Origin of the sequence: Methylobacterium sp. 17Sr1-1, assembly GCF_003173775.1 — a bacterium.
Taxonomy (GTDB): Bacteria; Pseudomonadota; Alphaproteobacteria; order Rhizobiales; family Beijerinckiaceae; genus Methylobacterium.
Genome location: NZ_CP029552.1, coordinates 2,601,225 through 2,612,705, shown reverse-complemented (window position 1 = coordinate 2,612,705; position 11,481 = coordinate 2,601,225). Strand labels below are relative to the sequence as shown.

Below are 11,481 nucleotides of genomic sequence, written 5' to 3'. Positions count from 1 at the left end.
ACCTGCGCGGATCAGCGCAAAACCGCCTGGGGCACGTCATAGGCCCGGAAGTCGGCCCACAACCGGTCGAGGTCGGCGGTGAACAGCCCGCGGGTTACACCGGAGACGAGGCGCGGCACGGCGGTCGTCATGGCGTTGATCGACGAGCCGGAGGGGCCGTGGCTCACCGTCGAGGCGATGCCGAACAGGTGGATGTCGCGGATCCACGGCGTCAGGCCGGGCTCGCGCTCGGCGAAGGCGTAGTCGTCGCCGAGGTAGGGATAGGCGGCGAGGCGCGCGTCGCGCTCCTCGGGCGGGGGCGCGTAGCGGTCGCCCCAGGTGGCGATGTTGTGGGCAAACGCTAACAATTCGGGCCGCGCGGCGTAATCGACCGTGATGCCGGTGGCGGCGATGACGAGATCGGCGGCGACCTCCCCCTTCGGCGTATCGAGGCGGACCGCGCCGCCTTCCATGCGCGCCGCGGTGACGGGGGTGCCCGGGAGGAAGCGAAAGTTTGCATGTCGGGCGCAGCGGTCCCAGGTCGCCTGCGGAAAGCCCTCGCGCAGGCCCATCACCGCGCTCATGAAGCGCCAGCGCCAGGCATCGTCGAGGTCGCCGAGATGGCGCAGGAAGCCCGCGAAGGTGAGCCAGCGATAGGGCTGCACCACCTGCGCCTCCGCCCGCCGGCAGAGCAGGATGACCTCGGCGGCACCGGCTTCGAGCGCCGTCGCCGCGTTGTCGAAGGCCGAGGCGCCGGCGCCGATCACCGCGACGCGCCGGCCCTCGAGATTCGCGAAATCGACCGGGTCGTCGGTGCGGGCGACGCGCCCGGCCGGCAGGCCGGCCAGCACCTCCGGCAGGGCCCAGGCCCCGGCGCCTTCCTGGCCGGTGGCGAGCACCACCTTGCGGGCGTAGCGCACGGTGCCGCCGGCATCGGACACGGCCAGGAGCCCATCCGCCGGCCCGATGCCGGTGACGGCGACGCCGTTCTCGACCGGCACGCCGGTCGCCTCGCGCACGAAGGCGAGGTAGGCGGCCCAGTCCTCCCGGGGGATCAGGTCGAGGGCGTCCCAACTCGCCTGCCCGTAGCGGGCCTCGTGCCAGGACTGGTAGGTCAGCGCCGGCAGGCCGAGATCCGGCCCGGTGAAGTCCTTCGGGCTGCGCAGGGTGCGCATGCGCGCGTAGGTGAGCCAGGGCCCTTCCAGCCCCTTCGCCGCCCGGTCGAGCACCAGGATATTCGTCACCTGCGCCCGCATCAGCCCGAAGGCGACGGCGAGGCCGGACTGCCCGGCCCCGACCACGATCACGTCGTGGGCGGGCCGTCCGTCCGGGCCGGTGCGGGGGGTGAGCCAGGGCGCCCGGGGATGGGCCGTGCGGGCGATCTCGTCGCGGACGCGGGCATGGAGGGCGTCGAGGGACATGGTGAAGGACATTGGCAGATCCGTCAGGCCGCGAGCCAGCCGCCCTCGACCGGCAGGGCGGCGCCGGTGGTGAAGGAGGCGGCGTCGCTGGCGAGGTAGAGGACGGCCCGGGCGACCTCCTCGGGCTGCCCGAGGCGCTTCATGGCGTGCCGGGCCTCGGAGGCGGCGCGGGCGGCGGCCGGATCGGCGGCGCGGCGGAAGCTGCGGGCGAGCATGGGCGTCTCGATGGCGCCCGGCACCACGGCGTTGACGCGGATGCGGTCGGCGGCGAAATCGAGCGCCATGGTGCGGGTGAGGCTGAGCACCGCGCCCTTGGCGGCGAGGTAGGCGCTGTTGCCGCGCCCGCCGGCGAGCGCCAGCTGCGAGGCGACCGTGACGATCGCCCCGCCGCCCCGCGCGCGCATCGACGGCACCGCCTGACCGGCCCAGAGCCAGGTCCCGCCGACATGGGCGCGGAACACCGCGTCCCAGTCCTCCGGCGAGGTGGTCTCGACGGTGCCGCCGACGGAGAAACCCGCCGCCGTCACCAGGACGTCGATGCCGCCGAGGGCCGCGACGATCGCGCGCGCGTCGGCCGCGACCGCGCCGGGATCGCCGACATCCGAGGCGCGGAACAGGCCGCCGATCTCGGCCGCCACGGCCTCCGCCGCCGGAACGTCCCGGTCGATCACCGCCACCCGGGCGCCGGCCTCGGAAAAGAGCCGCGCCGTCGCGGCGCCGATGCCGGAGCCGCCCCCCGTCACCACCGCGACCTTGCCGTCGAGCCTCACGGGCGATCCTCCGTCATGCGTGTCTGCCAGGCCAGGAACGCGTCGGCCGAGGCGTCGAGGCCGTGCGCCGCCTCCCAGCCGAGCTCGTCGCGCAAGCGTACGGTGGCGAGCGGCGGCCGGTCGCGGTCGCCGTGCAGCGAGATCGTCGGGGTCTCCCCCGATGCGGCGAGGCGGCAGACGAAGCCGGGGCGCGCCGGAGACTTGGCCAGCCGCTCGCCCCAGGCGAGGACCGGCCAGATCGCGGGGCTCGACACGTTGTAGAGCGGGAACCCCAGGCGCTCCGCCGCGATCAGCCGCGCCACAGCCTCGGCGGCGTCGGGGGCGTAGAGCCAGTCCCGCCGGCCCGGCCGCGGCAGCAGCGCGGGACGGCCGGCCTCGGCGGCGGCCCAGATCTGCGCCTGCGGGCTCAGCGTGTCGCGCAAGCCCGTGTCGCGCTCGAATGGGCCGAACACCGCGCTCAGGCGCACGCTCACCCCGTCGAGGCCCCAATGGCCGCAGAGCCGGGCGAGCACTTTTTCCGATGCGAACTTGGTGACGGCGTAGAGGCTCTCCGGCCGCGCCGGCAGGTCCTCGGACAGGATGTCGTCCTGCGCGGCCCCGTAGGCCGCCGCCGAGGACAGGTTCACCACCCGGCGCACCCCGGCCCGGCGGCAGGCCTCCAGGATCGGCACCATCGCGCCGAGATTGACGGCGAGGATCGTGCCGGGATCCGCCGCCTCGCGGGCGGCGTCCGCCGTCACCGCGGCGGCGATCACCACCGCGTCGGTGCCGGGCCGGATGGCGGCTGCGAGGCAGGCCGGATCGGTGACCTCGCCGAGGTCGAGGGAGAGGGCGCCTGCCTGCGCGTCGAGCCTGCGCAGCAGGGACGGCGGGGGCGGGGCCCGGTCGAGGAGGCGCACGGCGAGCCCGCGCCTGAGCAAGGCCTCGGCGAGGTTCAGCCCGACGAATCCGGCGCCGCCCAGAATGACGGTGCTCATGGTGATGCGCATGGCGATGTCGCGGGACTCGGCGCGCCCGGGTCGTCGCGGTGGCAGGGTGTCGGCACGCGCTGTCCTCGTGATCGGGTGCCGCGCTTCATGCACGAAGCGGGCCGGCCGGCGGCCAGGAGCGTCATGGAACGCGAGCGCGCCTCCGCGTGCAACCTTCGCGTTTGCCGGCCGACGGTGTTGCTGGCCGGGGTGCGGCAACCTTCGGCAATGCGGGGACGGACCGCTCCACGATCGTGGAATGCCGCCGTGCCGGACGGGCAAACGGGTCCGCTATGCCGGCGCCGCGACGCACGCCCCGCCGCAGGCACAGCGTGGCTGTCACCATCCGCCCGGCTGTCATGAAACCATCATGGCCACTGACCAAGAGGTTTCCCGACAGGGCCAGCGCGAAACACGCGCGGCCCACGGGAGCGCGGGCCCCGGCCGCCTTCGGGTTGCTCCAAGCTGGTCACGAAGGGTGTGATTCTCGTATACGTTGCGGTCCGGGGACGGAGCGCGGCGGGACGCCGGCGGGCCTGCGCCGCGGAGTAGGGGAGCGGGACATGGTGCAAGACGCGGCCGCACAGGCCGGCCCGGGCCGATCCGGTCCCGGCGCCGCGGAGCTGCCGGCGGCACGGCCCGATTCGGGCCTCGGGGCGCTGGCCCTCGTCGCCTCGTTCCACCAGATCCCCTGCGAGCCGGCGCAAGTTCGCCACGACCTCGGCCTCGGCCAGGCGCCGATGGGCGGCGTCGACATCGTGCGCGGCGCGCGCCGGCTCGGCCTCAAGGGGCGCCTCCTGCAGAACCAGAAGCCGGCCCGGCTCGACGGCATCCCGCTCCCGGCGATCCTGGAGGTCGACGACGGGCGCTTCGTCGTCCTCGGCCGCCGCTTCGAGGATGGCAAGCTCCGGATCATCGATCCCGTCGCCCGCACCGCCGAGCATGTCGAGGCCGAGGCGTTTCTGCCGCGCTGGACCGGCACCATCGTGCTCGTCGCGCGCCGGGCCAACATCCAGACCGCGCTCCACAATTTCGGCCTGACCTGGTTCGTGCCGTCGGTCTGGCGCTACCGCAAGCCGCTCGTCACGGTGCTGGTCGCCTCGCTGTTCATCCAGCTCTGCGCCCTCATCACTCCGATCTTCTTCCAGATCACCATCGACAAGGTGCTGGTCCATCGCGGCTACTCGACCCTGACGCTGGTCGCGGTCGGCCTCGTGGTGCTCGGCCTGTTCCACGTCGTGCTGCAATACCTGCGCGGCTACATCCTGACCCATACGGCGAGCCGCATCGACGTCGAGCTCGGTGCGCGCCTGTTCGACCACCTGATGCGCCTGCCCCTCGGCTACTTCGAGACGCGGCCCGCCGGACAGACCGTCGCGCGGGTGCGCGAGCTCGAGACGGTGCGCAACTTCCTCACCGGCCAGGCGCTGACCTCGGCGATCGACGTTCCGTTCACGCTGCTCTTCCTCGCCATCCTGTACTTCTACTCGCCGCTGCTCGCGCTGATCGTCACCCTGTCGATCCCGTGCTACATCCTGGTGGCGGTTTTGCTGCGGCCGATCCTGCGCGACAAGACCCTGGAGCGGTTCAACCGCTCGGCCCTGTCGAGCCAGTTCCTGATCGAGTCGGTGGTCGGCATCCACACCGTCAAGGCGCTCGCCGTCGAGCCGACCCTGAAGAGCCAGTGGGAGGAGCGGCTCGCCGCCTACGTCAAGACCTCGTTCGTCGCCGGCCTCGTCGCCAGCATCGGCCAGAACGCGATCCAGTACATCTCCAAGGTCACGACCGCGCTGGTGCTGTTCTTCGGCGCCTACGCGGTGATGAACGGCGAGCTGACCGTCGGCAGCCTGATCGCCTTCAACATGATCATGGGCCAGGTCACGGCGCCGATCCTGCGCCTCAGCCAGCTCTGGCAGGACTTCCAGCAGGTCAAGGTGTCGCTGGAGCGCCTCGGCGACGTGCTGAACTGCCCGCCCGAGACCCGGGCGCTGGCCCAGGCCCACCTGCCGCCGGCCAAGGGCCAGGTCACGGTGCGCGGCGTGTCGTTCCGCTACCAGCCCGGCACGCCGGAGGTGCTGAGGGACGTCAGCCTCGACATCCCGGCCGGCCAGGTCATCGGCATCGTCGGCCCCTCGGGCTCGGGCAAGTCGACCTTCACCAAGCTGCTGCAGCGTCTCTACGTCCCCGAGAAGGGCCAGGTGCTGGTCGACGGCGTCGACATCGCGCAGGTCGATCCGGCCTGGCTGCGGCGCCAGATCGGCGTCGTGCTGCAGGAGAACCTGCTCTTCAACAAGACGGTGTTCGAGAACATCGCGCTCGCCAATCCCGGACTGTCGCGGGCGCAGGTGATGCAGGTGGCGCGCCTCGCCGGCGCCGACGAGTTCATCAACCGCCTGCCGCTCGGCTACGACACCCCGATCGAGGAGCGCGGCGCCAACCTCTCGGGCGGGCAGCGCCAGCGGCTCGCCATCGCGCGGGCGCTCGCCACCAACCCGCGCATCCTGATCCTGGACGAGGCGACCTCGGCCCTCGACTACGAGAGCGAGCGGATCATCCAGGAGAACATGAAGCACATCGTGCGCGGGCGGACCGTCATCATCATCGCCCATCGGCTCGCGGCGGTGCGGATCTGCGACCGCATCATCGCGCTCCAGGACGGGCGCATCGTCGAGGACGGCACCCACCGCGAATTGGTCGAGCGGCCGGCCTCGCTCTACGGCCGCCTCTGGCGCCTCCAGTCCGACCACGGCTCAGCCCAGGGAGAGGCCGCGTGAGCGCGAACCCGCAGCCCGCTCCCTCGTCCCCCAACCTGCCGGCGCCGCGGCGCGCGAGCCCGCCGCCGGCCCGCTTCAGCCCGCGCGGCCTGACCGAGCGGGTGCGGCGCATGGCCGACGACCGCTCCGACCAGGAATTCCTGCCGGCCCACCTGGAAATCCTCGACACCCCGCCCTCGCCCTATGCGGTGGTGTTCACCTGGGTGATGTGCCTGATGTTCGGGGCGGCCCTGGTCTGGAGCATCTTCGCGAAGATCGACATCCACGCGGTGGCGACCGCGCGCATCCAGCCCTCCGGGCGCTCGAAGGTCGTGCAGCCCTTCGACACCGGCAAGGTCCAGACGATCGCGGTCGAGAACGGCAGCCGCGTCCAGGCCGGCGACGTGCTGCTGACCCTGGAGCCGACCGAGGCGGAGGCCGACCTGTCCTCGCGCCAGGGCGACCTCGCGGCCCTGGAGGCCCAGATCGCGCGGCGGCGCGCCACGATCGCGGCGGTGGAGACGAACAAGCCGACCGCCAAGGTCGATTTCCCTGCCGCGGTGCCGCCGGCGGTGCGCGCCCGCGAGGAGGGCGCGATGCTGGCCGAGATCGGCCAGTACGTCACCACCCGCGAGGCGTTCGAGGCCCAGCTCGCCGAGAAGGTCGCGACCCAGGAGCGGTTCTCCGCCAGCATCGCCGCAAGGATGCGGCTGCAGGCGGTGCTCAAGGAGCGCGCCGACATGCGCGAGACCCTGGTGGCCAAGTCCGCCGGCACCCGTGCGGCGGTGATCGACGCGGTGCAGCAGGTCGAGCAGGTCGCCGCCGACCTCGCCTACGACCGCGGGCAGCTGACCGAGGCCAAGGCCGGCGCCGTCTCGCTGCAGCGGCGCATCACCCAGCTCACCAGCGAGACCGTGGCGCGCCAGTACCAGGCGCTGACGGAGGCGGCGCAGAAGCGCGACGCCCTGGTGCAGGACGTGGTGAAGGCGCAGCTCAAGCGCGAGCGCACGGCGCTGAAGGCGCCGATCTCCGGCACGGTGCAGCAGCTCGCCGTGACGACACTCGGCCAGGTCGTCACCGCCGGCCAGCCGCTGATGGTGGTGGTGCCGGCGGACGGACCGATCGAGGTCGAGGCGCAGGTCCAGAACAAGGATATCGGCTTCGTCCTGCCCGACCAGGAGGCGGTGGTGAAGATCGACGCCTTCCCGTTCACCCGCTACGGCTCGATCGACGGCAAGGTGGTGCGGGTGTCGCGCGACGCGGTCGACGACCGCGAGGCGGGCGGCGGCAGCGACGCGCTGTCGGTGGCGCGCGGCCAGGGCGTCAACCCGGTGACGGGGATGCCCAAGACCCAGAACCTGATCTTCCCGGTGACGGTGGCGCTCGCCAGGACCACGATCATGGCGGACGGCAAGGAGGTGGCGCTGACGCCGGGCATGACCGCGACGGTGGAGATCCGCACCGGCCGGCGGCGGGTGATCGACTACCTGCTCTCGCCGGTGCGCGAGACGACGTCCACGGCGGGGCATGAAAGGTAAGTCGGTTCTAATTGCCCTTGCGGTACCCACGTCCTCCGCGTCATTCCGGGCTCCGCTGCGCGGCCCCGGAATGACGATGGAGGGTTTGAATTCGCCTGTAGAAAGTCGAACGGGCGCTCAGCCCAGATCCGCCCCCTGCGTGTTGACGTAGAGCGCGTAGAGCGAGCGGGTGGAGGCCATCAGCAGGCGGTTGCGGTCGCGGCCGCCGAAGCAGAGGTTGGCGCAGCGCTCCGGCAGGCGGATGCGACCGATCATCTGTCCCGCCGGCGAGAGCACCACGACGCCGTCCTCGGCCTCGCCCATGCCCCAGCCGCACCAGAGATTCCCGTCGCGGTCGGCCCGGAAGCCGTCGGCGGTGCCCTTGCCGCAATCGAAGAACACCCGGCCCTCGCTGGAGAGGCCGGTGCCGTCCGGGCTCACGTCGTAGGCACGGATCAGGCGGTTCGGCTCGGCCCGGGCCTCGATGACGTAGAGAATGCGCTCGTCGGGAGAGAAGCACAGGCCGTTCGGGCCCTTGAGCCCGCGGGCGACCGCCTGGACCGCGCCGGTGGCGGGATCGACCCGGTAGATAGTGCCCGGCAGCTCGGGGGACGCCATCGCCTCGAGCGGGTTCGGGCCGAAGGCCGGGTCGGTGAACCAGACCGCGCCGTCGGAGCGGCAGACGACGTCGTTCGGCGAGTTGAGCGGCTTGCCCTCGAACCGGTCGGCCAGCACCGTGATGCGGCCGTCATGCTCGGTGCGGGTCACCCGGCGGGTGCGGTGCTCGCAGGTGAGGAGCCGGCCCTGCCGGTCGCGGGCATTGCCGTTGGCGTAGTTGGACGGCTTGCGGAAGGTCGTGAGCTCGCCGGTCTCCTCGTCCCATTTCAGGATGCGGTCGTTCGAGACGTCGCTGACCAGGAGCATCCGCATGTCGCCGAACCACACCGGTCCCTCCGCCCAGCGGAAGCCGGTGGCGAGGCGCTCTACGGCAGCCAAGCCGATGCGGTACTTGGCGAAGCTCGGATCGAGGACCTCCACGGCGGGGTCGGGCAGCCTCTGCGCCGGCTCGAAGGCCCGCGCCGCGCTCGCCGCGACCGTGGCGGCGCCCGCCGCAAGGAATGTCCTGCGGTCGAAACTCATGATGTCCTCCCTCTCGCGGTGCCGGTTTCTCCGGCATTCGTCACTGCGCCTCGTTAGCCGCGCAACTTCTGCGGCTCACGGATCAAGATTGTCGTTGCATGATCATCAAGCCTGGACTGGAAATATCATCCCACCCACGACCTCGTGTTGAGGTCGTGGGTGGGATGAGGACGAGACCGGCCGGCCTCGCGGAGGCGGAACGCCCTCAGGTGATCGGCGCCGGGTTGAACAACGTCAAATCGTTGTAGAGGCCCCAATGGTCCGACCACGGCTTCTTCACGCCGCTCGCCACGTCGAGGATCAGGCGAAACAACTCCCAGCCGGTCTCCTCGATCGTCGCCTCGCCGGTGGCGATTTTTCCCGCGTCGAGGTCGATCAGGTCGGACCAGCGCTGGCTGAGTTCGGTGCGGGTCGCGACCTTGATCACCGGCGCCTCGGCGAGGCCGTAGGGCGTGCCGCGGCCGGTGGAGAAGACCTGGAGGGTGATGCCGGAGGCGAGTTGCAGCGTGCCGCAGACGAAGTCGCTCGCAGGCGTCGCGGCGAAGATCAGGCCCTTCTGGCTCACCCGCTCCCCGGGCGCGAGCACGCCGCGGATCGCGCTGGTGCCGGACTTCGCCACCGAGCCGAGCGCCTTCTCGACGATGTTGTTGAGCCCGCCCTTCTTGTTGCCGGGCGACGGGTTGGCGCTGCGGTCGGCCCCGCCCTGCGCCAGGTAGTCGTCGTACCACGCCATCTCACGCACCAGCGCGCGGGCCACCTCCTCGGTCTCGGCCCGGGGGGTGAGGAGGTGGATCGCGTCGCGGACCTCGGTCACCTCCGAGAACATCACCGTGGCGCCGGCCCGCACCAGGAGGTCGGCGGCGAAGCCGAGCGCCGGGTTGGCGGTGACGCCCGAGAAGGCGTCGCTTCCGCCGCATTGCAGGCCGACGACGAGATCGGCGGCCGGGCAGGTCTCGCGGGTGCGCCGGTTCAGCACGGCGAGCCGGGCTTCCGCCATCGCCATGATGCTGTCGAGCATCATCCCGAAGCCCTGGTGAGCCTCGTCCTGGAGGCGGACCACGCCGTCGGCCTGTCCGTCCGGCAGAAGCCGCTCGGAGACCAGCTTCTCGCAGCCGAGGCCGACCACCATCACCTCGCCGCCGAAATTCGGGTTCCGGGCCAGGCTCTGGAGGGTGCGGATCGGGATCACTGCCTGCGGCGCGTTGATGGCGACGCCGCAGCCATAGGCGTGGGTCAGCCCGATCACGTCGTCGACGTTGGGATAGCGCGGCAGCAGCTCCGCCTTGATCCGGCGGATCGCCACCTCGAGGGTGCCGGCGACGCATTGCACGCTGGTCGAGATCGCCAGGATGTTGCGGGTGCCGACCGAGCCGTCCGGATTGCGGTAGCCCTCGAAGGTGTAGCCGTCGAGCGGCGGCAGCGGGGCCGGCACGCGGGTGGCGAGGGGAAGCTGGTTGAGGTCGGGCGCGGTCGGGGTGCGCACCCGCGATTCCTCGACCCAGCCGCCGCGGGGGATGTCGCTGAGCGCCGTGCCGATCACCTCGCCGTAGCGGCGGATCTCGGCGCCTTCGGGAATGTCCGCGAGCGCCACCTTGTGCCCTTGCGGCACGAATTCCCGGAGCACGAGGCCATCGGGGAAAGCCGTGCCGGCCGGCAGCCCGAAGGCGTTGACCACGATCGCGACGTTGTCGGTCTCGTGCAGGCGGATGGTGCGGGGCGCGTCGCCCCGCGGCACGGGGGCCGTCGCGACGTCATGTCCCTCGGTCGTCCGCGGCTCGTCCAGCATCGGCTCCCTCCTGGCGTTGCCGGCATCGTGACGCGCCGGTTCTCGAATGGAAACGGCGGTGCCGCCCTCACGGACGGCACCGCCCAAAACGTCTTCTACGCTTATTCGGCGGCGAGCGCCCGGGCCGGGCTGATCCGGTCGACGAGGGCCTGAAGCTCCGCCTGCTCGGCGGCGGTGAGGTCGGTGAGGGGAAAGCGCACCGGGCCGGAATCGCGCCCGACCGCCCGCATGCCGGCCTTGATGATCGAGACGGCGTAGCCCTTGCGGCGGTTGCGGATCTCGATCAGCGGCAGGATGAACTCGCGCAGGCCCTTCGCCACCGCCTCCCGGTCGCGGCGGCGCACGGCGGCGTAGAAGTCGAGGGCGAAGCCCGGCACGAAGTTGAACACCGCCGAGGAATAGGTGGTCACGCCCATCTCGAGATAGGGCAGGGCGAAGGTCTCGGCGGTGGGCAGGCCGCCGATATAGGTCAGCCGGTCGCCGAGCCGCGAATAGACCCGGGTCATCAGCTCGATGTCGCCGATGCCGTCCTTGTAGCCGACGAGGTTCGGCAGCTTCTCGCAGAGCCGCGCGAGCGCATCGGGGCCGATCACCGCGTTGTCGCGGTTGTAGACGATCACGCCGAGGCCGGTCGAACGGCACACCGCCTCGATATGGGCCGAGAGGCCGTCCTGCTCGGAGCCGACGAGGTAGGGCGGCAGCAGGAGCAGGCCGTCGGCACCGGCCTTCTCGGCGCTCTTCGCCATCTCGCAGGCGATGGCGGTGCCGTAGCCGGCGCCGGCCAGGACCGGCACCCGGCCGGCGGTCTCGGCGACCGCCACGCCGACCACGCGGGCGACCTCGGCCGGGGTGAGGGAGAAGAACTCGCCGGTGCCGCCCGCCGCGAACAGGCCGGCGACGTCGTAGCCGCACAGCCAGTCGAGGTTGCTGCGGTACTGCGCCTCGTCGATGGCGAAATCGGCGGTGAAGGGGGTGACCGGGAAGGAGAGCAGGCCGGCACCGAGGCGCTGGGCCATGTCGACGGGCGAGAGCGCGGTGGCCATCGGGTGTTTCCTCAACTCAAGCTTCGGGATTCTTGGCTCGGGGCTGTCCCCGCTGGTCCCGAGGTCTAGCCCCACGGATCATGCCCTTCCAGCACCATGTCGGC

Annotated in this window: 8 protein-coding genes; 2 read left to right on the top strand and 6 right to left on the bottom strand. The window is 71.8% G+C overall.

Features of this window, described 5'->3' with window-relative positions:
• Positions 1 to 11 precede the first annotated feature (11 nt).
• From DK412_RS11810 to DK412_RS11800, 3 genes are read right to left on the bottom strand one after another with little or no spacing between them, the layout of a single operon-like run.
• A complete protein-coding gene (locus DK412_RS11810) occupies positions 12 to 1,412 on the bottom strand; it encodes an NAD(P)/FAD-dependent oxidoreductase (RefSeq protein ID WP_245447600.1) in 1,401 nt (466 codons plus the stop codon).
• A gap of 11 nt (positions 1,413 to 1,423) precedes the next feature.
• Entirely contained in the window at positions 1,424 to 2,170 is a 747-nt protein-coding gene (locus DK412_RS11805; RefSeq protein ID WP_109972097.1) for an SDR family oxidoreductase, read from the bottom strand.
• On the bottom strand, positions 2,167 to 3,159 hold the full coding sequence (locus tag DK412_RS11800) for an NAD(P)-dependent oxidoreductase (RefSeq protein ID WP_109972096.1): 993 nt from the start codon (positions 3,157 to 3,159) through the stop codon (positions 2,167 to 2,169). The genes DK412_RS11805 and DK412_RS11800 overlap by 4 nt, the downstream gene beginning before the upstream one ends.
• 542 nt (positions 3,160 to 3,701) lie before the next feature.
• On the opposite strand from DK412_RS11800, the gene DK412_RS11795 reads away from it, so the two are divergent.
• Both DK412_RS11795 and DK412_RS11790 read left to right on the top strand, forming a co-directional pair.
• A complete protein-coding gene (locus tag DK412_RS11795) occupies positions 3,702 to 5,912 on the top strand; it encodes a type I secretion system permease/ATPase (RefSeq protein WP_109972095.1) in 2,211 nt (736 codons plus the stop codon).
• Positions 5,909 to 7,429 (top strand): HlyD family type I secretion periplasmic adaptor subunit, encoded by a 1,521-nt coding sequence (locus tag DK412_RS11790; RefSeq protein ID WP_245447598.1) that lies wholly within the window; start codon positions 5,909 to 5,911, stop codon positions 7,427 to 7,429. Before DK412_RS11795 ends, DK412_RS11790 begins: the two co-directional genes overlap by 4 nt.
• 117 nt (positions 7,430 to 7,546) lie before the next feature.
• Here DK412_RS11790 and DK412_RS11785 read toward each other — a convergent pair whose 3' ends face one another.
• From DK412_RS11785 to kdgD, 3 genes are all read right to left on the bottom strand, one after another.
• Positions 7,547 to 8,548 carry an SMP-30/gluconolactonase/LRE family protein gene (locus DK412_RS11785; RefSeq protein WP_109972094.1) on the bottom strand — a complete coding sequence of 334 codons (1,002 nt, stop codon included), beginning with the start codon at positions 8,546 to 8,548 and terminating at the stop codon, positions 7,547 to 7,549.
• A 205-nt stretch (positions 8,549 to 8,753) separates the two neighbouring features.
• Positions 8,754 to 10,334: a galactarate dehydratase gene (gene garD, locus DK412_RS11780; protein ID WP_245447596.1), complete on the bottom strand. Its 1,581-nt coding sequence runs from the start codon at positions 10,332 to 10,334 to the stop codon at positions 8,754 to 8,756.
• 101 nt (positions 10,335 to 10,435) lie between these two features.
• Entirely contained in the window at positions 10,436 to 11,377 is a 942-nt protein-coding gene (kdgD, locus tag DK412_RS11775; protein ID WP_109972093.1) for a 5-dehydro-4-deoxyglucarate dehydratase, read from the bottom strand.
• Between the last annotated feature and the right edge of the window lie 104 nt (positions 11,378 to 11,481).

Excerpts from the sequence above, each read along its gene's own strand:
- DK412_RS11810 (WP_245447600.1), bottom strand. The coding sequence starts at position 1,412 with ATGTCCTTCACCATGTCCCTCGACGCCCTCCATGCCCGCGTCCGCGAC.
- DK412_RS11800 (WP_109972096.1), bottom strand. The coding sequence starts at position 3,159 with ATGCGCATCACCATGAGCACCGTCATTCTGGGCGGCGCCGGATTCGTC.
- DK412_RS11795 (WP_109972095.1), top strand. The coding sequence starts at position 3,702 with ATGGTGCAAGACGCGGCCGCACAGGCCGGCCCGGGCCGATCCGGTCCC.
- DK412_RS11785 (WP_109972094.1), bottom strand. The coding sequence starts at position 8,548 with ATGAGTTTCGACCGCAGGACATTCCTTGCGGCGGGCGCCGCCACGGTC.
- garD (WP_245447596.1), bottom strand. The coding sequence starts at position 10,334 with ATGCTGGACGAGCCGCGGACGACCGAGGGACATGACGTCGCGACGGCC.
- kdgD (WP_109972093.1), bottom strand. The coding sequence starts at position 11,377 with ATGGCCACCGCGCTCTCGCCCGTCGACATGGCCCAGCGCCTCGGTGCC.